Annotated in this window: 22 protein-coding genes and 1 tRNA gene; 9 read left to right on the plus strand and 14 right to left on the minus strand. The window is 63.1% G+C overall.

All coding sequences use genetic code 11. The features are described from left to right. Positions 1 to 50: 50 nt before the first annotated feature. Both HS961_RS09540 and tsaE read right to left on the minus strand, forming a co-directional pair. The gene (locus HS961_RS09540; RefSeq protein ID WP_182328198.1) at positions 51 to 1469 is read right to left on the minus strand and encodes an N-acetylmuramoyl-L-alanine amidase; all 1419 of its coding nucleotides are present in this window, start codon (positions 1467 to 1469) and stop codon (positions 51 to 53) included. Between the two features lie 53 nt (positions 1470 to 1522). After that, complete coding sequence (gene tsaE, locus HS961_RS09545) at positions 1523 to 2014, minus strand: tRNA (adenosine(37)-N6)-threonylcarbamoyltransferase complex ATPase subunit type 1 TsaE (RefSeq protein WP_412101643.1); 492 nt, start codon at positions 2012 to 2014, stop codon at positions 1523 to 1525. 51 nt (positions 2015 to 2065) lie between these two features. On the opposite strand from tsaE, the gene queG reads away from it, so the two are divergent. Further along, positions 2066 to 3148: a tRNA epoxyqueuosine(34) reductase QueG gene (gene queG, locus HS961_RS09550; RefSeq protein ID WP_412101644.1), complete on the plus strand. Its 1083-nt coding sequence runs from the start codon at positions 2066 to 2068 to the stop codon at positions 3146 to 3148. A gap of 18 nt (positions 3149 to 3166) precedes the next feature. Here queG and HS961_RS09555 read toward each other — a convergent pair whose 3' ends face one another. Continuing rightward, a complete protein-coding gene (locus HS961_RS09555) occupies positions 3167 to 3841 on the minus strand; it encodes a GDSL-type esterase/lipase family protein (protein WP_182327467.1) in 675 nt (224 codons plus the stop codon). Positions 3842 to 3876: 35 nt separating this feature from the next. Next, the gene (locus HS961_RS09560; RefSeq protein ID WP_182327468.1) at positions 3877 to 4806 is read right to left on the minus strand and encodes an AEC family transporter; all 930 of its coding nucleotides are present in this window, start codon (positions 4804 to 4806) and stop codon (positions 3877 to 3879) included. Positions 4807 to 5040: 234 nt separating this feature from the next. Between HS961_RS09560 and HS961_RS09565 the strand changes: the two genes are divergently transcribed. The 3 genes from HS961_RS09565 (at position 5041) to xerD (ending at position 8206) form a co-directional block, all read left to right on the plus strand. After that, entirely contained in the window at positions 5041 to 6006 is a 966-nt protein-coding gene (locus HS961_RS09565) for a tripartite tricarboxylate transporter substrate binding protein BugE (RefSeq protein ID WP_182328201.1), read from the plus strand. Positions 6007 to 6211: 205 nt separating this feature from the next. Next, a complete protein-coding gene (locus HS961_RS09570; protein ID WP_182327469.1) occupies positions 6212 to 7192 on the plus strand; it encodes a tripartite tricarboxylate transporter substrate binding protein BugE in 981 nt (326 codons plus the stop codon). 60 nt (positions 7193 to 7252) lie between these two features. After that, complete coding sequence (gene xerD, locus HS961_RS09575; RefSeq protein WP_182327470.1) at positions 7253 to 8206, plus strand: site-specific tyrosine recombinase XerD; 954 nt, start codon at positions 7253 to 7255, stop codon at positions 8204 to 8206. An 18-nt stretch (positions 8207 to 8224) separates the two neighbouring features. On the opposite strand, the gene HS961_RS09580 is transcribed toward xerD, so the two are convergent. From HS961_RS09580 to mfd, 4 genes are all read right to left on the minus strand, one after another. Beyond that, positions 8225 to 9019, minus strand: coding sequence for an SOS response-associated peptidase (locus HS961_RS09580; protein ID WP_182327471.1), 795 nt, complete (start codon positions 9017 to 9019; stop codon positions 8225 to 8227). 127 nt (positions 9020 to 9146) lie between these two features. After that, positions 9147 to 10298, minus strand: coding sequence for an acetylornithine deacetylase (gene argE / locus HS961_RS09585; RefSeq protein ID WP_182327472.1), 1152 nt, complete (start codon positions 10296 to 10298; stop codon positions 9147 to 9149). 185 nt (positions 10299 to 10483) lie between these two features. Then, positions 10484 to 11197, minus strand: coding sequence for a phosphoserine phosphatase SerB (gene serB / locus HS961_RS09590; RefSeq protein WP_182327473.1), 714 nt, complete (start codon positions 11195 to 11197; stop codon positions 10484 to 10486). A gap of 65 nt (positions 11198 to 11262) precedes the next feature. Beyond that, complete coding sequence (gene mfd, locus HS961_RS09595) at positions 11263 to 14739, minus strand: transcription-repair coupling factor (protein WP_182327474.1); 3477 nt, start codon at positions 14737 to 14739, stop codon at positions 11263 to 11265. Between the two features lie 164 nt (positions 14740 to 14903). On the opposite strand from mfd, the gene HS961_RS09600 reads away from it, so the two are divergent. Both HS961_RS09600 and ispF read left to right on the plus strand, forming a co-directional pair. Then, the gene (locus HS961_RS09600; protein ID WP_182327475.1) at positions 14904 to 15800 is read left to right on the plus strand and encodes an IspD/TarI family cytidylyltransferase; all 897 of its coding nucleotides are present in this window, start codon (positions 14904 to 14906) and stop codon (positions 15798 to 15800) included. 215 nt (positions 15801 to 16015) lie between these two features. Continuing rightward, positions 16016 to 16510 (plus strand): 2-C-methyl-D-erythritol 2,4-cyclodiphosphate synthase, encoded by a 495-nt coding sequence (gene ispF / locus HS961_RS09605; protein WP_238347855.1) that lies wholly within the window; start codon positions 16016 to 16018, stop codon positions 16508 to 16510. A gap of 81 nt (positions 16511 to 16591) precedes the next feature. Here ispF and HS961_RS09610 read toward each other — a convergent pair whose 3' ends face one another. The 4 genes from HS961_RS09610 to HS961_RS09625 all read right to left on the minus strand — a co-directional run bounded on the left by HS961_RS09610 (position 16592) and on the right by HS961_RS09625 (position 20608). Next, positions 16592 to 17002, minus strand: coding sequence for a GFA family protein (locus HS961_RS09610; protein ID WP_182327476.1), 411 nt, complete (start codon positions 17000 to 17002; stop codon positions 16592 to 16594). A gap of 87 nt (positions 17003 to 17089) precedes the next feature. Next, positions 17090 to 18607, minus strand: a complete 1518-nt coding sequence (locus HS961_RS09615; RefSeq protein WP_182327477.1) for a sensor histidine kinase — start codon at positions 18605 to 18607, stop codon at positions 17090 to 17092. A 169-nt stretch (positions 18608 to 18776) separates the two neighbouring features. Next, positions 18777 to 19508 carry a two-component system response regulator OmpR gene (gene ompR / locus HS961_RS09620; RefSeq protein ID WP_021027409.1) on the minus strand — a complete coding sequence of 244 codons (732 nt, stop codon included), beginning with the start codon at positions 19506 to 19508 and terminating at the stop codon, positions 18777 to 18779. Positions 19509 to 19819: 311 nt separating this feature from the next. Beyond that, positions 19820 to 20608, minus strand: a complete 789-nt coding sequence (locus HS961_RS09625) for a 3-hydroxybutyrate dehydrogenase (protein ID WP_182327478.1) — start codon at positions 20606 to 20608, stop codon at positions 19820 to 19822. 113 nt (positions 20609 to 20721) lie between these two features. Here HS961_RS09625 and HS961_RS09630 point away from each other — a divergent pair, with 113 nt between their 5' ends. The 3 genes from HS961_RS09630 to HS961_RS09640 all read left to right on the plus strand — a co-directional run bounded on the left by HS961_RS09630 (position 20722) and on the right by HS961_RS09640 (position 24094). Next, on the plus strand, positions 20722 to 21657 hold the full coding sequence (locus HS961_RS09630; protein ID WP_238347870.1) for an alpha/beta fold hydrolase: 936 nt from the start codon (positions 20722 to 20724) through the stop codon (positions 21655 to 21657). 36 nt (positions 21658 to 21693) lie between these two features. Next, on the plus strand, positions 21694 to 23934 hold the full coding sequence (locus HS961_RS09635) for a RelA/SpoT family protein (protein WP_182327479.1): 2241 nt from the start codon (positions 21694 to 21696) through the stop codon (positions 23932 to 23934). A gap of 83 nt (positions 23935 to 24017) precedes the next feature. Continuing rightward, positions 24018 to 24094, plus strand: a tRNA-Val gene (locus HS961_RS09640). 325 nt (positions 24095 to 24419) lie between these two features. On the opposite strand, the gene HS961_RS09645 is transcribed toward HS961_RS09640, so the two are convergent. Together HS961_RS09645 and HS961_RS09650 are read right to left on the minus strand one after the other, a co-directional pair. Next, positions 24420 to 25616: a serine hydrolase domain-containing protein gene (locus HS961_RS09645; protein ID WP_238347929.1), complete on the minus strand. Its 1197-nt coding sequence runs from the start codon at positions 25614 to 25616 to the stop codon at positions 24420 to 24422. A 442-nt stretch (positions 25617 to 26058) separates the two neighbouring features. Beyond that, the gene (locus HS961_RS09650; protein ID WP_182327481.1) at positions 26059 to 26355 is read right to left on the minus strand and encodes a DNA-directed RNA polymerase subunit alpha C-terminal domain-containing protein; all 297 of its coding nucleotides are present in this window, start codon (positions 26353 to 26355) and stop codon (positions 26059 to 26061) included. Positions 26356 to 26394: the final 39 nt, after the last annotated feature.

Below are 26394 nucleotides of genomic sequence, written 5' to 3' on the forward strand. Positions count from 1 at the left end.
AGGGACCGCCGAGGCGGTCCCTTTTTTGTGCCTGTAAAGGTTGGTGCAGCTTAGACCGAGCGGTTGCGCGCCAGCGGAGGGTTCTTGGCGAAGTACGCCTGGATGCCGCGCATGATGGCATCAGCCAGCTGGTTTTGGTAGGCAGTGCTGCGCAGCTTGGCCTCTTCCTCGGGGTTGCTGATAAAAGCGGTCTCGATCAGCACGCTGGGGATATCCGGCGCCTTGAGCACCGCAAAACCGGCCTGCTCCACGCGGGGCTTGTGCAGGCGCGCAAACTGTCCCAGCTGGCCCAGCACATGGGTGCCGAGCTTGAGACTGTCATTGATCTGCGCGGTGGTGCTCATGTCCAGCAACGCGCGCTGCACATGGGCATCGCTGCTGCCAACGCCAGCCACGTTCAGGCCGCCGACCATATCGGCCTGCACGCGGCGGGCCTTCTCAACCCGGGTGTTGAGGGGCACAAAGAAGTCGGCATCGCGCGTCATGAACGCGCGCATCGGGTTGCCGCCGACGCTGCTGTTGTTGATGCGCTCGCGCAGCATATGGCCGACTTTGAGCACAATGTCTTTCTCGCGGGTGCCGCTCGGGCCGGTGGCGCCGGGGTCTTCACCGCCATGGCCGGGGTCGAGCGCCACGATGATCAGCCGATCGGTGCGCGCGGCTGGGCGGCCGCGAGGGGGCGGCGGGCTCGGAGGCGGTGCTGCGGGCGGCGGCGGAGGGGGGGCCACTGCTACCACGGTAGGTGGCGGCGCTACCGGTATGGGTGCTGGGGCCGCAGGGCGGTTGCCGCTCTTGGCGATCAGCTCGGCCAGCGGATCTGCCGCTTGTGCGACGGCTGCGGCCGATGGCGCTGCAGCGGTGACCACGGTGCCCAGCGCAGCAGGGGCGGGCGGGTCGCCGGCAATCGCGGCAGCTACCGAAGGCGGCAGGCTGCTGTTGGGCGCTGGCGTGGGAGTGGGCGCCGGTGCCGCAGCCACGGCGCTGTGGCTGTTCTCCATCATGCGCTCGCTGATCAGGCTCTCCAGCGGATCGTTGGGCCGGGCGGGGTAGAGGTCGAGCACCAAGCGGTGCTGGTAGGGGGCGACCGGCTTCAGGGTGAAGACCTGGGGCTTGGCCTCTTGCTTGAGGTCGATGACCAGGCGCACGACATTGGGCGAGTTCTGGCCCACGCGGATGCCGGCGATATTGGGGTCATCCGAGCGGACCTTAGCCACCAGCTCACGCAGCGCGGGGTTGAGGTCGATGCCTTCAATGTCTACCGCTAGTCGCGGCGGCTCGGGCACAAAGCGTTGCTCGGTCTTCAGGGGCGTGTCGGATTCGATCGTGACCCGCGTGTAGTCCTTGGAGGGCCAGAGCCGCACGGCAACGATGCTGGCGCCAAAGGCCAGATGGCTGCTGCCCAACAGCAGCACCAGGCTGCCACCCCGCAGCACATCGCGGCGCGACAGTCCGGGGTGGCTGGCGGGCACGCCGTCAGCAGGGGTGAAAGGGGCAGAGGCGGGGAGATATTTCGGGGTGTCGCTCACGCTGAAAACCCTTGGACGATGGAGGCACCTGCCGGGGTGTAGGCCTGCAGGTGTACCTGGCGTTCTGATTCGTTGATTGCTTCAATACTGATAGCTACATCGGCAATAGGTGTTACCGCTGCAGCCTTCTGCGGCCATTCTGCCACTTTCAGGCCGGGGCTGGCAAAAATATCCCGAAAGCCGGCGTCTTCCCATTCGCGCGGATCGTCGAATCGGTAGAAGTCAAAGTGCCAGACGGGGAAGTCGCGGCCCTCATGCGGTTCGACCACTGCATAGGTGGGGCTCTTGATGCGCCCCTGCACACCCAAGGCACGCAGCAGATGGCGCACGAAGGTGGTTTTGCCGGCGCCCAGATCACCATGCAAAGTTAGGTAAACATTCGACAGCGCTGCCTGCGCGGCCAGGCGTGAGGCGAAAGCTTCCGTATCGCGCTCATCTTTCCAGACAACATGGAGCGAGGGGTAAGCAGGGCTGGCAGTAGCGTTCAAAATGGCGTTCCCGGGCCGCGCAGGCCCTCAGGTTTTTTACAATGGCAGCACATGGACGCCGCTGATCCCACTTTCATTCAACAGATCAACGACTGGGCGCTGGAGCTGGGATTTTCCCAAATCGGCGTGGCAGGCGTGGATTTGTCGACGGCGGAAGCTGGGTTGATGCAGTGGCTGGAAAAAGGTTTCCATGGCGAGATGCAGTACATGCAGGCCCATGGCCTCAAGCGCGCCCGGCCGGCCGAGCTGGTGCCCGGCACCTTGAGCGTGATTACAGCACGCATGGATTATCTGCCGCAAAACACCCCGCCCGACTGGCAGCGGCTGGAATGGGAGCGCCATGCGCGGCCCGGCGAGGGCCTGGTGAGCGTCTATGCCCGGGGGCGCGATTACCACAAGGTACTGCGCAACCGGTTGCAAAAACTGGCCGAACGCATTGATGCAGCGCTCAGTGAACACAACCTGGCGCACCGCGCGTTCACCGACTCGGCCCCGGTGCTGGAGGCCGAGCTGGCCAGCCGCAGCGGCCAGGGCTGGCGGGGCAAGCACACACTGGTGCTGAGCCGCGATGCCGGCTCGATGTTTTTTCTCGGCGAGATCTTCGTCAACATCGCCTTGCCCGCCACCGCGCCGGTGACCGCGCATTGCGGCCAGTGCACGGCCTGTATCGATATCTGCCCGACCGCTGCCATCATTGCGCCGCAGTCGGTGGATGCGCGGCGCTGTATCTCCTACCTGACGATTGAGCTGGATGGCGCCATACCGGAGGAGTTCCGCGCACCCATGGGCAACCGCATTTACGGTTGCGATGACTGCCAACTGGCCTGCCCCTGGAACAAGTTTGCCCAGCGCGCGAGCTTGCCCGATTTTGATGCCCGGGGCGCGCTGATGGACCAGCAGCTGCCCCATTTGTTTGCCTGGGATGAGGCGACTTTTTTGCGCATCACCGAAGGCAGCCCCATACGCCGCATCGGCCATGAGCGCTGGCTGCGCAATATTGCCATTGCCCTGGGCAATGCCTGGCGCCAGACCGGCGATACGCGCTATGCCCAGGCACTGCACAGCCGCGCCGGCCACGACAGCGCCGTCGTGCGCGAGCATGTGGCCTGGGGGCTGGGCCAGCGCCCATCCTGATCGCGCTGCGCTGCGTGCTCAGGCGCTGAGAAAGCCCAAGTCCTTGAGCTGCGCCACCAACAGTTCGGTAAAGCGCGCATAGCCTGCGGCATTGGCATGTACCTGGTCGGCGCGCATGGCATCGTTGGCCAGCACCTCGCTCCAGGCTTTGGCAAGCAGGGGCACTTGCTCTTCTTTGGCCAGCGCCTCGTAAATCGGGTGGTCCTGCACGCGGCCCGTCAGCGCGGCGGCCATGTTGAACTCGGGCACTGCCACCAGCAAGACCGGAATGTGCTGCGCCTTGCACTGCTGCAGCATGCTGGCGATCTGTGCCTGGGCCGCTTGCGGGCTCTGGCGGCGCAGCCAGTCGTTGCCGCCGGCGCAAACAATCACCAGCGCTGGATGGTGGGTCTCCAACAGCTGCGGCAGGCGCTGCGCAATCTGGCTGCTGGTTTGGCCGGAGATACCGGCGTTGACCACCTTCCAGCCAGTTTGCTCGGCCAGCAGCTGCGGGTAGGACTGGTCGGCGCTGGCGCCCACGCCTTGGGTTAGCGAATCGCCCAGTGCCAGTACCGTAGCACCGGCGGGCAGGGCGGTAGCCAGTGGCGACTTTTTGCTGCAGGCGGCAAGCCCGGCGGTCGCCAGGCCCAGGAAGGGGAGAAGGGCCAGGCGCTGAAGGCTATGGCGGCGGGCGGAGTCACAGGTTTTCTGCATAGCCGCCGAGCTTAACCGATGGCCTTGGCGCGCTTTTATATTGGCCACCAGCCCAGCAGGCTGAGCGCAAAGGGCAGGCTGGCGACGCCGCAGATGGTGGACAAGGTCACCAGCCCGGCCACATAGGCGCCGTTGTAGCCCATGCGGGCGGCCAGCACATAGCAGGTCGATGCGGTGGGCAGGGCAGAGAAGATCAACAGAATGGCGGCCTGCTGGGCCGACAGCGCCAGCCAGTGCGCCATGCACAGGGCAATCAAAGGGGTCACAAAGTGGCGAATCGCCAGCACAGAGCCGCTGAGCAGCTTGCCGCGCGCGAGCAGCCCCAGTTGCATGCCAGCGCCGGCTGACATGAGGCCCAGCACGATGGAGGCCTGGCCGATGCGGGCCACGGTGGGCTCGACGATGGCAGGCAGGCGCAGGCCGAGCAGGTTGCAGACCAGGGCGGTGAGGGTGGCGACGATCAGCGGGTTGCGCAGCAGCTCACGCATAAAGCCATTCTGCGAGCCCTTGGCCATCGGGTAGACCGCCGCGATATTGAACATGGGCACGCAGACCCCAATCAGCACCGAGATCAGCTGCAGGCCTTGGGGGCCGGCCAGCCGGTCGGCCAGCGCCAGGCCGATAAAGGAGTTGAAGCGAAACGCGATCTGTGCGCTGGCGGCGGCGTCGCGGGCGTCCACCCTTTTGCCCAGCCAGGGCCAGCGCGGCAACGTGTAGGTCAGCGCAATGGCGACCAGGCCGGTGGCCACGCCGGCCAGCATCAGGTTGGAGGTGCCTTGCCAGTCAATCGGGCTGCGGATGATCGAATAGAACAGCAAGGTGGGAAAGAGGAAGTAGTACACCAGGCTTTCCACCGGCTGCCAGATGGCCCGGTTCAGCGCCGTGTAGCGGCAGACCAGGTAGCCAATCAGGATCAGCGAGAAGTCGGGGAAAAGCAGTTGGGCGTAGTTCACGGGCGCAAGCATAGCGGAAGGGCCCGCGCCATGGCTCAATCGCTGTCGCGGCAGTAAGCATGTTGCAGGGTGCAAGCCCTGCCAAAGCAGTTGCCAATCGCGCTATCTGCCGACTCGATGCGGGAAAACACGGGCCATCGGCCGCGCGCTTTGCGGCAGAACAGGCGGGCAACACCGCTAGCATGGTGGCTACGTCCAAGCTGGCCCCAGCCGGCAACCCCAGATCCCGAGGAGACTTCCACCATGATGAACCGCCGACTGTGCCTGGCCATGGCACTGGCGCTGGGCAGCAGCGCTGCCCTGGCCGCTGACCCCTATCCCAACAAGCCCATACGCCTGATCGTGCCCTTTGCCGCAGGTGGCACCACTGATATCGTGGCCCGGGTGATCTCGGAGCCGCTGTCCAAAGCGCTGGGCCAGCCGGTGGTGGTGGACAACAAGAGCGGTGGCGGCGGCACGGTGGGCGCGGCCGAAGCGGCACGTGCGCAGCCCGATGGCTACACCCTGAGCATTGCGACGGTGTCGACCACAGCCACCAATCCGGCGGTCAACCCCAAGATGCCCTACAACGTGCAGCGCGATTTCACGCCCATCATCAATGTGGCGGCCACGCCCAATGTGATTGCCGTGCACCCGAGCTTTCCGGCCACCAATTACCAGGAGTTCATTGCCGAGTTGAAGAAGAACCCCGGCAAGTACTCGTACGCCACGCCGGGCACCGGCAGCATTGCCCATCTGCTGATGGAAATGCTCAAGTCCGAAACGGGCGTGAATGTGGTGCACATCCCCTACCGGGGCGGCGGCCCGGCTTTGAACGACACGGTCGCCGGCCAGGTCAATATGATTTTTGACAACCTGCCCTCGGCCTACCCCTTTATCCGCGACAAGCGCCTGCGCGCCATCGTGGTAGCAGCCCCCAAGCGGGTGGCGGGTCTGGAATCGATTCCCACCTTTACCGAGGTGGGCGTGCCGGTCGTCAACCGCAGTGCCTATTACGGCATCGTCGGCCCCAAGAACCTGCCCAAGGAGATTGTGGACAAGGTCAACGCGGCCACCAAAAAGGCACTGGAAGACCCGAATGTGCAAAAGCGCATTGCAGAGACCGGCTCCGACATTCTGGGCACCACGCCGGAGGTGTTTGCCCAGCAGATGAAGGACGAATACGCAGCCTATAAGGCTGTGGTAGATAAGCAGGGTATCCAGCTGGATTAACCAATAAGCGCGGCTTGTTGTGCCTCAAAGCGCGTGCTGTCCCTAGGGAAATCACGCGCTTTTTGTGCGGTTGCAGCACGGTTGCGGACGTATTAATCCGGTATAAACGCGCTGTGCTGAAAAAGCATTACGTCGCCGTGCACCATGCGGGTCATCCACCGGCACGCGTACCACGGCCGCACTATTTCAAATGAGGAGATTCATCATGCAACGTCGCTCTCTCGTGGGCCTGACCTTGATCGCTGCTGCCGCAGCCACCTTGAGCACTGGCGCTCTGGCCGATACAAAATACCCTAACAAGCCCATTCGCCTGATCGTTCCTTTTGCAGCTGGCGGCACCACCGATATCATTGCGCGCGTGATCGCTGACCCGCTGGGCAGGGAGCTGGGCCAGCCCGTGGTGGTGGACAACAAGGGTGGCGCTGGCGGCACCATCGGTGCGGTCGAAACCGTGCGCGCTGCGGCCGACGGCTACACGCTGGGCATTGCTACCGTCTCCACGGTGGCCACCAACCCGGCGATCAACCCCAAGATCTCCTACGATCCGATCAAGGACTTCACCCCCATCATCAATGTGGCGGCCACGCCCAACATCATTGCGGTGAACCCGAAGTTCCCGGCCAAGGACTACAAGGAGTTCGAGGCTGAACTCAAGAAGAACCCCAACAAGTACGCCTACTCGTCGTCCGGTACCGGCGGCATTCAGCACATGCTGATGGAGCTGTACAAGAGCCTGACCGGCATCGAGATGACCCACATCGCCTACCGTGGTGCCGGCCCTGCGCTGAACGACACGGTGGCTGGCCAGGTCAACATGATTCTGGACAACCTGCCCTCGACCCTGCCTTTCGTCAAGGACAACCGCCTGGTGCCTATCGTGGTGGCTGCGCCTGAACGCCTGGCCGTGCTGCCTAATGTGCCGACTTTCAAGGAAGTGGGCCTGGAGCCCGTGAACCGCATGGCTTTCTACGGCATCCTCGCGCCCAAGGGCACGCCCAAGGAAGTGGTGGACCGCATCAATGCCGCCACCAAGAAGGTGCTGGCCGATCCTGCGGTGAAGAAGCGCATCGAAGACACCGGCTCGCTGGTGGTGGGCAACACGCCTGAGCAATTCGCCGAGCAGATCAAGGCCGAATTTGACGTCTACAAGGACGTTGTGAAGAAGCAGAACCTGAAGCTCGACTGATCCTGGCCGATCCAGCCACCGCAGCCGCCCGCGCAAGCCGGCGGCTTTTTTCATGCCATGATGCCGGGCATGCCACGCTCTCCCCGCTCTGAATCCGCCCGATCTGCAGCCCCCAGCCCCGCCGCTGCGGCGCACCCGGTGATTGACCGCTTTATTGATGCGGTATGGCTGGAAGACGGCCTGGCGCGCAACACCTTGGCGGCCTACCGGCGCGACCTGGCGCTGTATGGCCAGTGGCTGACCCAAGAGCACCCGGGCCAGGCGCTGGAGCGCAGCGATGAGGCCCAGCTACAGGCGTTTTTTGCGACCCGCATGGGCGACAAGGCCAGCACGGCCAACCGGCGCCTGACGGTGCTGCGGCGCTTTTTCCATTGGGCGCTGCGCGAGTCGCTGATCAGCGCCGATCCCACCTTGCGCATGCTGGCGGCGCGCCAGCCGCTGCGGGTGCCCAAGACGATGACCTCCGCTATGGTGGATGCGCTGCTGGAGGCGCCTGACCCCGGCAACCCCCTGGGCCTGCGCGACCGCGCGATGCTGGAGCTGATGTATGCCAGCGGCCTGCGCGTGTCTGAATTGGTGGAGCTGCAAAGCGTGCAGCTCAGCCTGAGCGACGGCATCGTGCGCGTGGTCGGCAAAGGCAGCAAGGAGCGGCTGGTGCCCTTTGGCCAGGTGGCCCAGCAGTGGCTGGAGCAGTACCTAGCCGACAGCCGACCCGCCATTCTGGCCGGGCGGCAAAGCGCGGACCTGTTTGTGACCCAGCGCGGCAGCGGCATGACGCGGGTCGCCTTCTGGATGATCGTGAAGAAATATGCGCAGCGCGCCGGTATTACCGCGCCGCTGTCCCCCCACACCTTGCGCCACGCCTTTGCTACGCATTTGCTCAACCATGGTGCCGACCTGCGCGTGGTGCAGCTGCTGCTGGGCCATGCCGATATCTCCACCACCACCATCTACACCCATGTGGCGCGCGAGCGGCTCAAGGTGCTGCACAGCCAGCACCATCCGCGTGGCTAGCGCGGCGGGCAGCGGCAATCAGATGCCCAGTGGGTTCTTGCGGCCCTTCTCGACCGGGTTGGCCAGCAGCTTTTGCGCGGGGTAGGCGCGCAAAAATTCCTTGGCCTTGTAGGCCGATGAGCGCAGCCAGGCGTCATAGGCGCCTTCGTTCAGGATGGCGGGCATGGATTTCTCATTGCCGGGCTGTTGGTAGCGGTTCATCAATGCATGGGCATTGGCGTTGACGGTGATGATCGCGTAGCTCAGCAGCTCTGTGCCGTCCTCGTCGGTCCAGCGGGACCAGACACCCGCGACGCCCATCGGCAGGCCATCGACCCGGGCAATGCGGGTGGGCTTGGCCTTGCCGTTGCGGTAGTCGTCGGTAACGAACGCCATCATCGGCACGATGCAGCGCTGGTTGTTCAACCAGGCATCGCGAAAGGCGGTGCTGGTCGATGCATTGTCGGATTTCACATTCACCAGCTTGGTGGCGCGCAGTTGGCCGTCGGAGGCCGACTTGACCCAGTGCGGCACGAGGCCCCATTGCGCGGGCACCAAGAGGCGCGGGGTGTCGTGGGGTGCGGGCGCTGCGGCAGGGGTGGGCGCTGGCTCGTCGGCTGGGCCATCCTGTGCCGCCTGTGCAGCCGCTTGCTCGGCCAAGGCGGCCTTGCGTGCCGAATTCTCGGCATCGGTGGAGCCCGTCAGGCTGGTGGTGATAAAGAAGCCGGGCCGGCGCGGCGTCATCTTGCGCTCGCCCATCTCTGCGGGTGGCTCTACCTGGAAGGCGCTGAGGTACAGCTCGGGGGCTTTGAGGGCTTCGTATTGGGTGCTCATGGGCGCAATGGTACGTGAAGGCTGCGGCGGCGCTCGCTAGCGCCGGTTTCTGGCAGAAGATAAAAAGCCCACCCTGGGGCAGGGTGGGCTCGGTGGCAAGCCTTGCGGCCGCAGCTCGTATTTTAGATCAGAGCGACTGGCCCAGCTTGCGCAGAAAGCGCTCGCAGGCGTCGAGCTGGCTGATCTCAACAAACTCATTGGGCTTGTGGGCCTGTTCGATATTGCCGGGACCGCAGACCACGGTGGGGATACCCAGGTTCTGGAACAGGCCGGCTTCGGTGCCATAGGCCACCTTGCGCGTGGCCTGGTCGGCGGTCAGCGCCCGCACCAGCGCGGTGATGGCGGCTTGCTCGCTGGCTTCCAGCGCGGGGGCGGCAGGGCCGGTTTCGATGTCGATGCGGGCATCGGCAAACTCGCGGCGCATGCGTGGCAGCAGCTCGCCGGTCACATAGCTTTGCACCTTGGCCTGGATGCTGTCGGCCGTCATGCCGGGCAGGTTGCGGAACTCGTAGTTGAACTCACACAGCTCAGGGATGGTGTTGACCGCAATACCGCCCGAGATCTGGTTGGTCGTCATCGTCGAGAACGGCACATCGTAGAACTCGTCGTAGGGGCCGTTGGCCTTGAATTGGTCGGCCACATCGCGGATATGGCAGATCAGCCGTGCGGCGTATTCAATGGCATTGCAGCCCTTGGGGGTCAGCGACGAATGCGCTGCCTTGCCATGCACCTTGCAGCGGTACAGATTAATGCCCTTGTGCGCGACCACCACCTGCATGCTGGTGGGCTCGCCCACCACGCAGCCATCGGCCTGCTGGCCGCGTGCCTTCAAGGCGCGCAGCATCACCGGGGCGCCAGCGCAGCCCACTTCCTCGTCATAGGACAGGGCCAGGTGGATCGGCTTTTTGCGCGGCATCGCGATGAACTCGGGCACCAGCGCGATCGACGCGGCGATAAAGCCCTTCATGTCCGCGCTGCCACGGCCGTACAGACGGCCTTCTTTTTCGGTCAGCTGGAAGGGGTTGCTGTCCCAGTTCTGGCCGTCGACCGGCACCACATCGGTGTGGCCCGACAGGACGATGCCCCCTTGGGTGCTGCCGTCATCGGCGGGGAGGGTGGCGAACAGGTTGGCCTTGTCGCCTTCGGGGGAGTGGATCAGCTCGACCTTCAGACCTTGCTGGGCCAGTGCGTCACGCACGGATTCGATAAGGGCGAGGTTGGAGTTGCGGCTGGTGGTGTCGAATGCGACCAGCTTTTCCAGCCAGGAGCGGGTGTTCATAGCGCTTCACTTGGTGTTACATGCAAGGGACCGAGTGTAGGGCGCTTGCGTTGTGCGGGCAGGGCCCGCTGCCTAAGCTGGGGTTGGCTGTTGGGGTTTTAGAGCGCCATACCCAACCGATGGGACAGAACGGAAAACGGGAGCCCGTAGCTCCCGTTGTTGCCCGACCTGGTCGTAAGGGGCGATCAGCCCAGCACTTCCAGCAGGCGGTCCAGCCCACCGGTGTTGATCGCCACCTTGGCCTCGGCACGTACGCGGGGCTTGGCATGGAAGGCGACCGACAGGCCCACCGCACGCATCATCGGCAGGTCGTTGCTGCCATCGCCCACGGCAATCACCTGCTCCGGCTCGATGCCCATTAGCGAGGCCAGGCCCAGCACGGTGCTGCGCTTTTCTTCGCCGTCGCAGATGTCGCCCCAGCTTTGGTCGATCAGGCCGCCGGTCAGCTGGCCGTCCTTCACCTCGAACTGGTTGGCGCGCACAAAGTCGATGCCCAGCAGGCTTTTGACATGGTCGGCAAAGTAGGTGAAGCCGCCCGAGACCAGCAGCACCTTGAGGCCGGCGGCATGCGCCGCATCCACCAGGGTTTTGGCGCCCGGGGTCAGGGTCAGGCGCTCTTGCAGCACGCGCTCGATCGAGGCCATCGGCACGCCTTGGAGCAAGGCCATGCGCTGGCGCAGGCTGTCCTTGTAGTCGGTGATTTCGCCGCGCATCGCCGCCTCGGTGATCGCCGCGACCTCGGCCTTCTTGCCGGTGACGTCGGCGATCTCGTCGATGCACTCGATGGTGATCAGGGTCGAGTCCATGTCGAACGCGATCAGCTTGTAGTCGGACAGCTTTTGCGGCGTGGCCAGGTTCTGGAGGGTCAGGCCAGGGGCGAATTCGGTGGAGGCACTCATGGGAGCTTTAGAAGGGGTGAGGGTAGAGGAATGATAAACGGGCCAAGGCGAGCATAAGGGCCGGCTCAGGCCGTGGCCGCCTCGGCCACCACCGGCTTGCCCAGGCTGCGCACCACATCGCGCACCATCTGCACGCGGTCCTTGACCTCGGGCAGAGCGCGCTCAATGCGCAGCTTGTCATTGCCAGCCAGCTTGATGGCCTTGTTCTTCTGAATCAGATTGATGATGGTCATCGGCTCGATCGGCGGGTTGGGGTGGAAGGTGATATTGATCACACCGGGTGCGGCATCAACCTTTTGCACACCAAAGGGCTCGCAGAGCACGCGCAGGCGGTGGACATCGACCAAGGTTTGGGCCTGGGGCGGCAGCTTGCCAAAGCGGTCCACGATCTCTTCGAGCAGGTTGTCGATCTGGTCGCTGTTCTTGGCAGTCGCCAGCTTTTTGTAGAACGACAGGCGCAGGTGTACATCGCCGCAGTAGTCGTTGGGCAGCAGCGCGGGGGCGTGCAGGTTGATATCGGTGGCGGCAGACAGGGGGCTGAGCAGGTCGGGCTCCTTGCCTTCCTTCAGGCTGCGCACCGCCTCGGACAGCATCTCGTTGTAGAGCTGGTAGCCGATCTCCATCATGTTGCCGCTCTGGTTGTCGCCCAGCACCTCGCCAGCGCCCCGGATCTCCAGGTCATGCATGGCCAGGTAAAAACCGCTGCCCAGCTCTTCCATCTGCTGGATGGCTTCCAGGCGCTGCGCGGCCTGCTTGGTGAGGCCGTCCAGATCCGGCACCATCAGGTACGCATAGGCCTGGTGGTAGCTGCGGCCCACGCGGCCGCGCAGCTGGTGCAGTTGCGCCAGGCCAAACTTGTCGGCGCGGCTGATGATGATGGTGTTGGCGCTGGGCACATCGATACCGGTCTCGATGATGGTCGAGCACAGCAGGATGTTGTAGCGCTGGGCCACAAAGTCGCGCATCACGCGTTCCAGTTCACGCTCGGGCATTTGGCCGTGGGCCACGGCAATGCGGGCCTCGGGCAGGATCTCTTCGAGCTTTTGGCGGCGGTTCTCGATGGTCTCGACCTCGTTGTGCAGAAAGTAGCACTGGCCGCCACGCTTGAGCTCGCGCAGCACAGCTTCGCGGATGACACCGGTGCCTTCGCTGCGCACAAAGGTTTTGATCGCCAGGCGGCGCTGCGGCGCGGTGGCGATCACCGACAGATCGCGCAGACCATCCAGCGCCATGCCCATGGTGCGCGGGATGGGGGTGGCCGTCAATGTCAGCACATCGACCTCGGCGCGCATGGCCTTCATCGCCTCCTTGTGGCGCACGCCAAAGCGGTGCTCTTCATCAATGATCAGCAGGCCCAGGTTTTTGAACTTGGTTTTTTCGGACAGCAGTTTGTGGGTGCCGACGACGATGTCCACCGTGCCGTCATCCAGGCCCTTGATGGTGGTGTTGACTTCCTTGCCGGATCGGAAGCGCGACACCAGCGCGACCTTGATCGGCCATTTGGAGAAGCGGTCTACCAGGGTCTGGTAATGCTGCTCGGCCAGCAAGGTGGTGGGCGCCAGCAGGGCCACCTGTTTGCCACCGGTGACGGCCACAAAGGCGGCACGCAAGGCCACCTCGGTCTTGCCAAAGCCCACATCGCCGCAGACCAGGCGGTCCATCGGCTGGGGCGAGATCATGTCCTGAACGACCGCATGGATGGCAGCGCGCTGGTCGGCGGTTTCCTCAAAGCCGAAATCGTTGGCGAATTGCTCGTAATCCTGCGGGCTGTAGCGGAAGGCATGGCCTTCGCGGGCGGCGCGGCGGGCGTAAATATTGAGCAGCTCGGCAGCGGTGTCGCGCACCTGCTCGGCGGCTTTGCGGCGGGCTTTTTCCCACTGGCCGCTGCCCAGCTTGTGCAGGGGGGCTTCTTCGGCGGATACGCCGGTGTAGCGGCTGATTTGTGCGAGCTGGCTGACGGGCACATAGAGGACGGCCTTGTCGGCATATTCCAGGTGCAGAAACTCCTGCATCGAGGGGCTGCCATCGGGGTTCTTCTGCCCCACATCCATGTTGATCAGGCCGTGGTAACGGCCAATGCCGTGCTGGGCGTGGACGACCGGATCGCCCACCTTCAGCTCGGACAAGTCTTTGATCAGCGCCTCGACATCGCTGGCCTGCTCCTGGCGGCGCTTGCGGCGGGCGCCGCCAGAGGCGGCAAACAGCTCTGTCTCGGTGACAAAGTCAATGCCTTGCTCGGCCCAGCGAAATCCCTTGGCCAGCGCGGCCGTGGCAATGCCGACGGGCTCGTCGCTGGTCTGCTGGAACTCGGCCAGCGAATCAAAGGCCGGTGGGTTAAGGCCGCTGGCGCGGAAGAAGTCGAGCAGGCTCTCGCGCCGGCCATCGCTTTCGGCCAGCAGCAGGGTGCGGGCCTGGCGCAGCGCAATGTGCTGCTGCAGCTTGGCCAGCGGGTCTTCGGCGCCGCGCACCACCGCCAGGTCGTCCAGCTTTTGGAAGATGGCGCTGTGCTCCACGTCTTCCAGCTGCGGGCGCAGCGACAGCTGGGCCATCTGCTTGGCGGTGGAGTAGAACTGGTCTGGGCTCAGGAACAGGCTGTCGGGCGGCAGCACCGGGCGTTCCGGGTCGCCCTGCACCAGGCGGTAGCGGTCGCGCGTGTCTTGCCAAAAGCGTTGGAAGGCCGGCTCGATATCGCCATGCAGCACCACGGTGGCCTGGGTGCCCAGGTAGTCGAATACGGTGGCGGTCTCGTCAAAGAACAGCGGCAGGTAGTACTCGATACCGGCGGTGGCCACGCCATTGCCCATGTCCTTGTAGATGCGGCTTTTGGTGGGGTCGCCTTCGAGCATCTCGCGCCACTTGTTGCGAAAGCGCGCGCGGGCCTCGTCGTCCATCGGGAACTCGCGCCCGGGCAGCAGGCGCACATCCTTGACCGGGTAGAGGCTGCGCTGGGTGTCGGGGTCAAAGGTGCGGATCGAGTCGATCTCGTCATCGAACAAATCGACCCGGTAGGGCACCAGTGAGCCCATGGGGTAGAGATCGATCAGGCCGCCGCGCACGGAGTATTCGCCATGGCTCACCACCTGGGACACATGGTTGTAGCCGGCCAGGGTGAGCTGGGCCTTGAGCCGCGCCTCATCGAGCTTTTGCCCGGCTTGGAACGCAAAGGTGTAGCCGGCCAAAAAGGCGGGGGGCGCCAAGCGGTACAGCGCGGTGGTCGCCGGGATCAGCACCACATCGGCCTCCCGCTGGCTGATGCGCCACAGCGCAGCCAGGCGCTCGCTGATCAGGTCCTGGTGCGGGGAGAAGGTGTCATAGGGCAGGGTTTCCCAATCGGGGAACAGGGCGACGCGCAGCTCTGGCGCGAAAAAAGCCAGCTCGTCCTGCAGGCGGTGGGCGTCACCGGCATCGGCGGTGATGATGGCGGTGACGCGCTGCGCAGCGGCCTCGCGTGTCGCCAAGCTGGCGAGCAACAGGGCATCGGCACTGCCGGGGGGCATGGGCAGCTGAAAACGTTTTCCGGCGGTGAGTTTGGGCAGTTCCATACGATCCACATCAGTCCAGGCACGGACTACAGCCCGGGGCGGTCTACCGCGCCTGGGCCTATCAAAGCCAAGCACGCCCTAACAGGCGCAGCTGAGCAGAAAAACAGCAAACGCACGGGTCTGGCTGACAGATCCGTGCAACCTCAGCATTCTAAAATACCCCCATGAACCAGACCGTCCGCAACGAATTGATCCCTGCTGTACCCAGGGCCGCACCTGAGGTGCCCGCGCTGGCGACGGTGGCGGCACCGACCTTGCCCGCCGACCCGGGCGCACAAACCCAGGCGCTGGGGGAGACGCGGCGGGAGGTAGTGGCCAAGTTCTGGGCCTTTTTGCCCTGTGCCGGTGTGGGCGCGCGTGCGGTCGATGCAGGCCGCCCGGCCCATCTGCCCAAGCAGTACCAGGAGGTGGCAGGTTGGCCGCTGGTGCTGCATACGCTGGCTGCCTTTATGGCGGCCAAGCCGCTGTCTGGCGTGCTGGTGGGGGTGAGCCCTGGCGATGACTTTTTGCAGCAGTACCAGCGGCCGGGCTTTGCCATCAGCCCTTGCGGCGGGCCCACCCGAGCCGATACGGTGGCCGGCGGTTTGCGCAGTTTGCTAGGGGATTCGGGCCTGGGTGCCCAGCCCCATGACTGGGTGCTGGTGCATGATGCGGCCCGCTGCCTGATCAAGCCCAGTCAGATTGAGCAATTGATGCAAGAATGCGCAGCCGACGAGGTGGGCGGCCTGTTGGCGCTGCCATTGCCCGATACACTCAAGGCCGCCGCTACTGATGCCCATGGCCAAAGCCGGGTCAGCAGCACCTTGCCACGGGTAGACAAATGGCTGGCGCAGACGCCGCAGATGTTCCGCATCGGCGCGCTGCTCGAAGCGCTGGAGCGCTGCCACGATGTGACCGATGAGGCCAGTGCCATCGAGGCGCTGGGTTTGCAGCCCCGGCTGGTGCCGGGCAGCAGTTTTAACTTCAAGGTCACCTTCCCTGATGACTTTGCGATGGCTGAAGCCTTGCTGATGCAGCGCATGGCCAGTGGCGACAGCCAGGTGGCGGCGTTTTTTGATTGATGGTTTCCGCAACGCTAGGGATCCTCTGCAAAACCCTCGCCAAGCGGGATGGATGCGGATCGGGATGAGACGCAAGGCGTCTTTTGCAGTCAATAGCCAGCTATTGACAAGGAAGACAACGCAGCGGATCGCCCGAGCCCGTGTTCAGACCACGGCAGGGAGTTTTGCAGAGGGTTCCTGGTGCTGGCACCTGTTTAATTTGGACGAGATAAGGGATGGAAATGCTGCAAATGCGCATTGGTGAGGGTTGGGATATTCATGCGTTGGTGCCTGGCCGTGACTTGATTCTGGGTGGCATCCTGGTGCCGCACACCACCGGCCTGCTGGGTCATTCAGATGCCGATGTGCTGCTGCATGCGATTACCGATGCCTTGGTGGGCGCCGCCGGCATGGGCGATATCGGATCGCACTTTCCGGATACCGACCCTAACTTCAAGGGTGCCGACTCGGGCGTTTTGCTGGCCGAGGCCATGCGCCGGGTCGCTGCCCAGGGCTGGCAGGTGAACAACGTCGATAGCACGGTCATCGCGCAGGCGCCCAAGCTGGCGCCGCATATTCCGGCCATGCGGGCCAACATTGCCAAGACCTTGGGCATCGATGAATCCCAGGTCAATGTGAAAGCCAAGACGGCCGAGAAAATGGGCCCGGTGGGCCAGGGCGCTGCGATGGAAGCGCGTGCCGTCGTGCTGCTGGTGCGGGCGAACGCCTAGTCCGACCAAGGCTGTGGGTTTGCTGGCGTCCGCCAAGCGTTGAGTGGCAGAAGAGGCGGTAGCGCGTCTTCTGCGCCAGAGTTAGGCGTCATCCGTGGATGCGTCTTCGTACTGCGCCATGACCTGCGCACCGGTCAGTTTGGGCGTGTCGTTGGCCAGGTCGTAGTGGCCTGGCTTTTCATCGATAAAGATCTGCAGTGCCAGCTGCATGCCGTCCTCATCCTGGAACAGGCCGGCCGACAAAAAATGCTCATTGGTGGCCAGCAGGCGGTAGAACAGATGCGTGCCGCAGTGGCTGCAAAAGGCGCGTTCTGCCCAGGGGGATGAGGCGTAGCGGGTGGCAGGGCCCGTCAGCTCCACCTCGGTGCCGCCATGCACAGTAAACGCGGGGCCTCCGCCCCAACGCCGGCACATGCTGCAATGGCAGACGTGGACATCTTGGACAGTCGGGGCAGTCACATGGACCGCACCACAGAGGCACTGGGCTTGCATGTCAACTCCTAGGGCAACGAGGTGCCTGCATTCTATGCACAGAAGGGGCTTTGTGCCAGCGGCGTGTATGCCGCTGGCAGGAGGGCCTTATTGCAGATCTGCCAGGTTGGTCGGGGCGCCCGGCAAATGGCGTTTGATCTGCGGGCGCAGCAGGCGGCGTTTAGGCTCTTTGCCGATGGCCTGATCGGGCGCGCGGCGCAGGTAGATGCTGGTGACGAGGCCGGTGCTGCCGTCCGAGGCATTGACCATGCTCAAGCGGCCGCCCATGCGCTGCACGGTTTTCTCAACAATCGACAGGCCGAGGCCCGCGCCTGCAGCCGCCGTGCGGGCGGTGTCGCCCCGGTAGAACGGCTTGGTCAGGCTGCTGAGCTGATCCTTGGAGACGCCGGTGCCATGGTCGCGCATACGGATGGTGACGGTGCTTTCGCTGAACTTGACCGTGATGTCCACGCGGGTGTGCGAGGCGCCGGGCGTCTTGCCATAGCGGCGGGCGTTTTCCAGCACGTTGGACAGCACGCGCGAGAGCTCGATCTCATCGGCATTCACCATCAGTTCTTCCGGCACCTTCATGTGTACCTGCAGCTCCTGGTGGTCTTGCACCGCATAGACGCAGGACGATACAACGCCGTAGACATTCACCGGCGCAAGCTTGGCGGCGTGGTCGGGGCGGGCGTAATCAAGGAACTTGTCGATGGTGGCGTCGAGCTGCACGATGTCGGCCACCATGTGCTCACGCGCCACCTGGTCGAACACGCTCATTTCGGTCTCCAGCCGCAGCCGGGCCAAAGGGGTGCGCAGGTCATGCGAGATGCCTGCGAGCATGACGGCACGGTCTTGTTCCAGTTTGGACAGGCGCTCGCTCATGCGGTTGAAGCCGATGTTCACCTCACGGATTTCGCTGGTGACGGCATCCTCATCCAGTTGCGCCGCAAAATCACCTTCGCGCAGCCGGTTGGTGGCGCTCGACAGCTGCTTGAGCGGCCGGTTGATGAGACCGGCAATCACTGCCGCACCCGCCAGCGACAGCGCGGCTGCGGTCAGCACCCAGACCAGCCAGGTTTTGCCGCCAGCCGGGTTGAAGCGTGAGGGCTCGATCAGAAACCAATTCTGGTCTCCATCAATGGTGAAGCCGACCCACAGACCTTCTTCTCCATTGACGCTGCTGGCCACGATGGTGCTGGAACCCAGCCGCTTGGTGACTTCCTGGGTCAGGCGTGCGCCCAGCGGGGTGGAGTTGTCGATGGATTCGTAGACGTCCTTGGGTTCGCGCGGGACAATGCGCACCCCTTCCTGGTCGGCCATGGTCTTGACCAGCGACACGCGGGCGATCGCATCCGAGTGCAGCAAGGCGGCACGGCTGAGGTTGACCAGAGAGGCGATCTGCTGGGCGGTCTGGATGGCGCGTGGCTCGGTCTCCAGCGAGCGCAAGGTTTGCACCCAGGCGAGGATGCTGCCAGTGAGCAGGATGGCGAGCAAAAAGAAGGTACGCCAAAAAAGATTGAGGCCGACGCGGGTGCGCTTGTTGCTGTGCGCGGCTGCGGCAGCACTGCCCTCCAAGGGGGCCAGGCCGGATTGGTCGGCGTCGTTAGCGGGAGTGGAGGCCATGGTCCGTGTGCAGGTAAACAGGTAGAAGAGTCGGTTCAGTATGCGGCCCAGAACCTTCATAGGTTCTCACCACATCGCCTATTGGACACCATTGTGTGCCTCAGGTGTAGATATAAAAAACCGCCCTCAGCCAGGCTGGGGCGGTTGCAGGGGTTGTGGGGGCTGAGAATCAGTTAGCACCATCGGGTACGAACACATAGCCCACACCCCAGACGGTCTGGATATAGCGCGGTGCGGCGGGGTCTACCTCGACCAGCTTGCGCAGACGCGATACCTGCACGTCCAGGCTGCGGTCAAAGGGCTCGAACTCACGGCCACGGGCCAGCAGTGCCAGTTTTTCGCGCGACAGCGGCTGGCGCGGGTGGCGCACCAGAGTCTTGAGCATCGCGAATTCGCCGGTGGTCAGGGGCAGCTCTTCGCCATCCTTGGTCAGCACGCGGGTGCTCATATCGAAAGTGAAGGGGCCGAAATTGACAACTTCGTTCTCGCCCGATGGGGCACCAGGCGCTTCTTGTGGCGGGCGACGGCGCAGCACGGCGTGGATGCGGGCCAGCAATTCGCGCGGGTTGAATGGCTTGCCAATGTAGTCATCCGCGCCGACTTCCAGACCCACGATGCGGTCCACGTCCTCACCCTTGGCGGTCAGCATGATGATGGGCGTGCGGTCGTTGCTGGCGCGCAGGCGGCGGCAGATGGACAGACCGTCTTCACCGGGCATCATCAAATCGAGCACGATCAGATCCACCGTCTCACGCAGCAAGATGCGCTGCAGGCCTTTGCCATCCTCGGCAATCATGACTTCAAAGCCTTCATGCGACAGGTAGCGGCGCAGCAGATCGCGGATGCGTGCGTCATCATCCACGACCAGGATTTTGTCGACGCGATTGGTTGCGGTAACCATGGGTGGAGTCCTCCGGTTGATATGTAACTTTTACATTTTGACCGGGTTTTGCGAAAAATGCGCAAGTTGGCGCTTTTTTTGACCCAAAGTTACAAAATTTGCGTTACATATGCACTGAGGGAGCGGAGTGCTTACGCCGAAAATCGACTTTTTCCTGCATTTTTCGATGAATTTGCCTCTTTTGCAGGGCCTGTGGATTTATCTTTCATAGATGTTTCATAGTTATGCGTTTGATGCATGGATTGTGAGTCGTTAAAAAAGGCGCCGTGGCGCCTTGCTGCTGAGGGGCCGAAGAAGCCCTCGCATGCGCGCTATTGCGCGACCCAGCCGCCGTCCATGTTCCAGGCCACGCCGCGCACATTGTTGGCAGCGGGCGAGCAGAAAAATACGGCCAATTCGCCCAGCTCCTCCGGCGTGGTGAACTGCATCGATGGCTCTTTCTCGCCCAGCAGCAGCTTTTTGGCTTCTTCATTGCTGACGCCCATTTGCGCTGCCTTGGCATCGACCTGCTTTTGCACCAGCGGGGTGAGCACCCAGCCGGGGCAGATCGCGTTGCAGGTAATGCCGCTGGCAGCGTTCTCCAGCGCCGTGACCTTGGTAAGGCCCACAATGCCATGCTTGGCCGCGACGTAAGCCGACTTGCCGGCCGAGCCGACGAGACCATGGACCGAAGCAATATTGATGATGCGGCCCCAGCCCGCCTTTTGCATGGGCGGCAGCGCGAGCCGGCTGGTATGGAAGGCACTGGTCAGGTTGATGGCGATGATGGCGTCCCAGCGCTCGACCGGGAAATCCTGCACATTTGCCACATGCTGGATGCCGGCATTGTTGACGAGGATGTCGACCTGTCCAAAGGTTTGCGTGGCATAGTCAAACATGGCTTCGATGTCGGCGGCCTTGCCCATGTCTGCGCCGTGGTAGCCGACCCGGGCGCCCGAGCCTGTGCTGCTGATGATGTCTTGTACCTCCTTGAGTGGACCTTCGGAATCCCCGAAGCCATTCAAGATGATGTTGGCACCCTGGCGCGCCAGTGCCTTTGCGATCCCCAGCCCGATGCCGCTCGTCGATCCGGTGACGAGCGCTGTTTTTGCTTTCAACATCCAATATCTCCAGTTACTCGGTTAGTATTCATGCAAACGCATGCATCCATCCTAAGGCAAACCCCAGCCAAGGTTTGCCTGGTAGCGCTGCGTTCTTCTATATAAGAGGGACCATGTACCAAGATCCACGCTTGCAGTATGTCACCTGTGCGGTGGCGGGGAATACGGACACAGGTCGCCAGGGTGCCACGCACCGCATGGCGTATTGGGAGTGGAACGATACGGGCGATCTTCACCATCCGCACGTGATCGTCTGCGCCCATGGTCTGACCCGGCAAGGGCGTGATTTCGATGTGCTGGCGCGCCAGCTGGCCATGCAGGCCCGGGTGATCTGCCCGGACGTGGTGGGCCGCGGCTACAGCGATTGGCTGGAGGATCCCGCCGGCTACCAGGTGCCCTTGTATGTAGCCGATATGCTGGCCATGCTCCAGCAGGTGCACCAGAGCGCTCCCATTGGCAGGCTCGACTGGGTAGGCACCAGCATGGGCGGCCTGATTGGCATTGCGTTGGCGGGCGAGCCCAGCATTCAGCCGCTGATGCCGGCAGCCATCCGCCGCCTGGTTCTCAATGATGTCGGCCCGACTATTGAGGCCTCGGCACTGGCGCGGATTGGCAGCTATGTGGGCCAGCATATGCGCTATGGCTCCGAGCAAGAGGCGGTTGCAGCCATGGGGCAGCTGTCCAAGGGCTTTGGGCCGCACAGCGATGAAGACTGGCTGGCCTTGTCGCGCCCCATGTTGCGGCCGGAAGCAGGTGGCGCCGTTCGCCTGCATTACGACCCAGCCATTGCGCAACCCATGCTGGCGATGACGCCGGAGATGGCGACCGCTGGCGAGCAGCTGCTTTGGCGACTCTACGACCAGATCCAGGCCACCACCTTGGTGTTGCGAGGCGCAGAATCGGACTTGCTTTCAGAGAAGACGGCCCAATCTATGGGCGCATCCGGCCCACGTGCGCGGGTGGTGGAATTTGCAGGTGTGGGCCATGCCCCCACCTTGGTATCTTTTGATCAAACGGCTGCAGTGCTGGCTTTCTTGTGCGGTACGTAGCGCACGTCCCCGTTGGGGCGTGATGGTGGTGACAACATGAAAAGTCTTACAGCAGTCGCTCAGCCCGCGCCCGGCGCGGAATTCCTTCCTGCAGAACCCGTCTCGCCATTGGTAGCTGCTACTGCCAACGCCTTGCCCATGCAGGACAACGTACTGGCCCGGGCCCGTGCTTTTTCGGTGCCATTGATCGCCGAGGAGACCCTGGATACCGGCGAGAACGCGCTGGTCCATGCAGATGCGGTAGCGGCCATCCTCAAACACATTGGTGGCTCCGAGGCCATGCAGGCTGCGGCTTATCTGGTGCACACCAGCGAACAGCTGAACAAGCCGCGCGAAGTCATTGGCAAAGCTTTTGGTGAGAGCTATGCGGTGCTGGCGGTAGAAACCGTGGCGCTGATGAAGGTGCAGGCCCAGGCGCGCCAGGCCGATGCGGGCCATCTGGTGGACGACCCTGCGACGCAGACCGAGAATATCCGCAAGATGCTGCTGGCGTTCTCGCGCGATCTGCGTGTGGTGATGCTGCGCCTGACTTCGCGGCTGCAGACTTTGCGCTGGTATGCGGCGACCAAGGGCCCCGTATCGCCCGCCGTGGCGCGCGAGAGCCTGCAGGTGTTTGCGCCGCTGGCCAACCGCCTGGGTATCTGGCAGATCAAGTGGGAGCTGGAGGATCTGGCCTTTCGCTTTCTGGAGCCCGACACCTATAAGAAGATCGCCAAGCTGCTCGATGAGACGCGTGTAGAGCGTGAGCTGTATATGGTGAGCCTGCGCGAGCGGCTTGAATCGGAGCTGCGCGCCCACAGCATCAGCGCGACGGTGGCCGGGCGCCCCAAGCATATCTACAGCATCATCAAGAAGATGCGCGGCAAGTCGCTGGGCTTTGACCAGCTCTTCGACATTCGCGCGCTGCGCGTGGTGGTGCCCACGGTCAAGGACTGCTATGCGGCCCTGTCCTTTGTGCACGAGAGCTTTGCACCCGTCGAGTCCGAGTTTGACGACTACATCGCCAAGCCCAAACCCAATGGCTACCAGTCGCTGCACACCGTGGTGCGCGATGAGCAGGGCCGGGCCATAGAGATCCAGATCCGCACCCAGGCCATGCATGACCATGCCGAAAACGGCGTGGCTGCCCACTGGGCTTATAAAGAGGCAGGCACCAAGGGTTATGCGGGTGTATCCGCCACCAGCGACTACGACGCCAAGATTGCCGTGCTGCGCCAGCTGCTGGCCTGGCGCAAGGACATGGTCGGCCAGACCCAGGACAGCGGTCTGTTCGATGACCATATCTATGTATTGACGCCGAATGCGGCCGTGATCGAGCTGCCCCAGGGCGCGACGCCGGTGGACTTTGCCTATTCGGTCCACACCGATCTGGGCCACCGCTGCCGGGGTGCCAAGGTCGATGGGCAGATGGTGACGCTCAACACCGCGCTGCAAAACGGGCAGACGGTAGAGATTGTTTCCGTCAAGGAAGGCCGGCCATCGCGCGACTGGCTCAATGCCGAGCTGGGCTACCTCGTCAGCTCGCGCGCCAAGGCCAAGGTGCGCGCCTGGTTCAATGCCCAGGTCATGCACGAGACGGTCAGCCGTGGCCGTGAACTGGTGGAGAAACTGCTGCAACGTGAAGGCAAGACCTCCATCCGCCACGACGATCTGGCGGAGCTGTTGGGCTTCAAAACGGCAGAGGCGCTGTTTGAAGTGGTGGGCAAGGATGAGCTGTCGCTGCGCACCATCGAGAACATCCTGCGCCCGCCCGAGCCGCTGCAGCCCGATGACGAGTTCTTGCTGAGCCGCCCACGCAAGGCGACCGAGGGCTCTGGCAAGGGCGGCGTGCTGGTGGTGGGCGTTGACTCCTTGATGACCCAGCTGGCCAAGTGCTGCAAGCCCGCACCGCCCGACCGCATCGGTGGCTTTGTCACACGCGGCAAGGGCGTGAGCGTGCACCGCCATGATTGCAGCAACTTCCGCGAGATGTGCGCCCGCAACCCGGAGCGCAGCATTGATGTGGAATGGGGCCAACCGACCAGCGGCCAGCGATCCACGGAAGCTGTCTACCCCGTCGACGTGGCCGTGGAGGCGCACGACCGCCAAGGCCTGCTGCGGGATATCTCCGAGCTGTTTGCGCGGGACAAGACCAATGTCATTGGTGTGCAGACCCAGTCCGTCAAGGGAACTGCCTGGATGACCTTCACGGTGGAGGTCTCGGATTCCGGCAAGCTGGCCAAGGTGTTGGCCTCTGTGGCCACGGTTTCGGGCGTGCGCTCGGTGCGCCGCAAATAGGGCGCAAAAGCACTATTTTCAAAAAAAGGCCCAAGTTTCCATTCGGGCCGTTTTTTCTGGCTATAATTTGAGTCTTCAACGACAGGCGCGTAGCTCAGCTGGTTAGAGCACCACCTTGACATGGTGGGGGTCGTTGGTTCGAGTCCAATCGCGCCTACCAAATTTTCCCTCTGAAGAGAACCAGACTTCAGGATAACAGGGATTTGGTTAGAAACCTCACAGAGGTTTCTATTTGAACAAACCGCCTTCTGGGCGGTTTTTTTATTTCTAGAATCTCTAGGGGCCCTCTGCAAAACTCCCTGCTGTGGCCTGAACGCGGTCTCGGGCGATCCGCTGCGTTGTCTTTCTTGTCAATAACTACGGCTATTGCCTGCAAAAGACGCCTTGCGTCTTATCCCGATCCGCGTCCATCCCGCTTGGCGAGGGTTTTGCGGAGGATCCCTAGCGGAGTGCTTTGGGGTTTTCACTTGCCATTCTCTAGAGTGTTAACGCGGGAGTTTCATCAAATACTTCGCCAATGCCTCGAACGCCGGCAATGATGTCGGATCATTCGCCGCATTGGCCGCAACCGGGTGCGAGCCATATCGGGCAATGACCATCTCCGCCTTGGGATCGATATAGAGCGCCTGGCCATGCACGCCGCGTGCGGCAAAGGCGCCGTGGTCGTTATGCGTGATCCACCACATATTGCGGTAGCTCCAACCGGGCAAGAGGGTGTAGCCGGCGTTGGCGAAATCTGAGCGCTTGCCGCCTTGGCGGATGTCGGCGACCGCGGCAGCAGGGATGATTTGCTGGCCGTTGAAAAAGCCGTTGTTGCGGACCATCTCGCCAAAGCGGGCCAGGTCTCGCAGGCCCGTGTTCAAGCCGCCGCCGGCGAACGGGGTGCCGGTCGAATCGACCGACATGTAGGCATCCTGCTCGGCACCCAGGCGGCTCCAGATGCGGTTGGACAAGAGCTGCGCAACGGACTGCCCGCTAACCCGCGCGATGACCCAGCCCAGCGCATCGGTATTGGCGGTTCGGTAGCCAAAGGCCTCGCCGTGCTGGCCCTGCGCTTGCACCGTTTGCATAAACTCGTAATAGCTGCGCGGGCCGCTGAAGTCTTTGGGTTTGGGCAGCGGATTGCCTGCTGCCGCGTGCGCCCAAACCTCTGCCTTGGGGTCGGCATAGTCTTCGCTGAACCGGATGCCTGTGGTCATGTCCATGAGCTGGCGCACCGTGGCGCTGCCAAAGGCCGATGCGGCGAGTTCGGGGACATAGCTTGCGACTGTGCGGTCTGGATCCAGTTTTCCTTCCGCGACCAGCATCGATGCCAAGGTGCCGATAAAGGACTTGGTGACCGACATGGCCGCATGCTGGCCATCGGGCTGAAGTGCGCCGGCATAGTGCTCGTAAACAATGCGGCCTTGGTGCAGCACGACAATGCCGTCGGTGTAATTGGCGGCCAGCGAGTCACGCCAGCGCATGGTTTCCCCGGTATCCAGGCGCTTGAATTCCACACTGTCGATATCGTCGTGCAAGACCCTTGGCAAGGGTGCCGCGGGCTGGAGGCCTCGCGAGACATTCACGGTGGGCATCAGCTCGCGGAAGTGCGCAACACTCCAGCGCATGGCAGGAAACTGGAAATACGAGCCGTCTTCAAAACGCAAAATGCGGTCTGCCGGTGGCGGAGATCCCACCATCCAGCCCAGTTTGACCGGATCGCTATCGGCGGCGTTGGGGTAGGGCGATGAGGATGGCGCTTGCGCTGCGACTGCGCTGACTGCGAGAAATAGCGCCGCGGCGACACATCCTGAGGAGCGATTCAACCATTGCGGTACTGCCATGTCTTCCTCCATGCATACGTTGTCATGCCAGTATCGTATAGAGTCGGGCCAGATTGCTTAAGCAGGTTGGGTAAACAGCGAGCTACCAAGTTGCTGCCACGTAAGCCCAATGAGAGGACGCAAGCGCTTGCGCCTTGAAATGCACAGGCTCTGCTGATAATCAGCCAATACCCAACGCGGCTCGGGCGGGCCGGTCTGTGCACGGCAGGCCGGCGCAGCAAGGGCCTTGTCCACCATGCTCAGCGCAAAAAACTGAGGACTTTTAGCCTCCACAAAGCGGACTCGCCAGGCCGCATATTCAGCGTGCAGGCACCAAGCCCAATGCGGCCAGCGGCGCATCATGCATCCGCTTGGTGGGGCGCTGACCATCCTTGAGTTCGGCCAGATAGCACTGTCCGGGGAAGAACACGGCCTCGACCTCGCGCAGGGACTGCAGGCCAAAGCCTGCCAGTTTGAGCAAGCGCTCCGGGTAGGCGGCAACGACTTCTTCGACGGTAGTGATGTTGTGGCGGGCCAGCGCGTTGAATGCGCGGTTGGAGAGTTTTCCTGCGAGCGGTGTAACGTGCGCAGCATGCGCATCGGTCAAGGGAGACATCAGATAGAGACGGAGTTGTGTAGCAAGCTTCGATCCTAG

Source organism: Comamonas piscis (assembly GCF_014109725.1).
In the GTDB taxonomy this organism is placed as follows: domain Bacteria; phylum Pseudomonadota; class Gammaproteobacteria; order Burkholderiales; family Burkholderiaceae_C; genus Comamonas; species Comamonas piscis.

Excerpts from the sequence above, each read along its gene's own strand:
- queG (WP_412101644.1), top strand. The coding sequence starts at position 2,066 with ATGGACGCCGCTGATCCCACTTTCATTCAACAGATCAACGACTGGGCG.
- HS961_RS09555 (WP_182327467.1), bottom strand. The coding sequence starts at position 3,841 with ATGCAGAAAACCTGTGACTCCGCCCGCCGCCATAGCCTTCAGCGCCTG.
- HS961_RS09560 (WP_182327468.1), bottom strand. The coding sequence starts at position 4,806 with ATGCTTGCGCCCGTGAACTACGCCCAACTGCTTTTCCCCGACTTCTCG.
- HS961_RS09565 (WP_182328201.1), top strand. The coding sequence starts at position 5,041 with ATGAACCGCCGACTGTGCCTGGCCATGGCACTGGCGCTGGGCAGCAGC.
- HS961_RS09570 (WP_182327469.1), top strand. The coding sequence starts at position 6,212 with ATGCAACGTCGCTCTCTCGTGGGCCTGACCTTGATCGCTGCTGCCGCA.
- xerD (WP_182327470.1), top strand. The coding sequence starts at position 7,253 with ATGCCGGGCATGCCACGCTCTCCCCGCTCTGAATCCGCCCGATCTGCA.
- HS961_RS09580 (WP_182327471.1), bottom strand. The coding sequence starts at position 9,019 with ATGAGCACCCAATACGAAGCCCTCAAAGCCCCCGAGCTGTACCTCAGC.
- argE (WP_182327472.1), bottom strand. The coding sequence starts at position 10,298 with ATGAACACCCGCTCCTGGCTGGAAAAGCTGGTCGCATTCGACACCACC.
- serB (WP_182327473.1), bottom strand. The coding sequence starts at position 11,197 with ATGAGTGCCTCCACCGAATTCGCCCCTGGCCTGACCCTCCAGAACCTG.
- mfd (WP_182327474.1), bottom strand. The coding sequence starts at position 14,739 with ATGGAACTGCCCAAACTCACCGCCGGAAAACGTTTTCAGCTGCCCATG.
- HS961_RS09600 (WP_182327475.1), top strand. The coding sequence starts at position 14,904 with ATGAACCAGACCGTCCGCAACGAATTGATCCCTGCTGTACCCAGGGCC.
- ispF (WP_238347855.1), top strand. The coding sequence starts at position 16,016 with ATGGAAATGCTGCAAATGCGCATTGGTGAGGGTTGGGATATTCATGCG.
- HS961_RS09610 (WP_182327476.1), bottom strand. The coding sequence starts at position 17,002 with ATGCAAGCCCAGTGCCTCTGTGGTGCGGTCCATGTGACTGCCCCGACT.
- HS961_RS09615 (WP_182327477.1), bottom strand. The coding sequence starts at position 18,607 with ATGGCCTCCACTCCCGCTAACGACGCCGACCAATCCGGCCTGGCCCCC.
- ompR (WP_021027409.1), bottom strand. The coding sequence starts at position 19,508 with ATGGTTACCGCAACCAATCGCGTCGACAAAATCCTGGTCGTGGATGAT.
- HS961_RS09625 (WP_182327478.1), bottom strand. The coding sequence starts at position 20,608 with ATGTTGAAAGCAAAAACAGCGCTCGTCACCGGATCGACGAGCGGCATC.
- HS961_RS09630 (WP_238347870.1), top strand. The coding sequence starts at position 20,722 with ATGTACCAAGATCCACGCTTGCAGTATGTCACCTGTGCGGTGGCGGGG.
- HS961_RS09635 (WP_182327479.1), top strand. The coding sequence starts at position 21,694 with ATGAAAAGTCTTACAGCAGTCGCTCAGCCCGCGCCCGGCGCGGAATTC.
- HS961_RS09645 (WP_238347929.1), bottom strand. The coding sequence starts at position 25,616 with ATGGTGGGATCTCCGCCACCGGCAGACCGCATTTTGCGTTTTGAAGAC.
- HS961_RS09650 (WP_182327481.1), bottom strand. The coding sequence starts at position 26,355 with ATGTCTCCCTTGACCGATGCGCATGCTGCGCACGTTACACCGCTCGCA.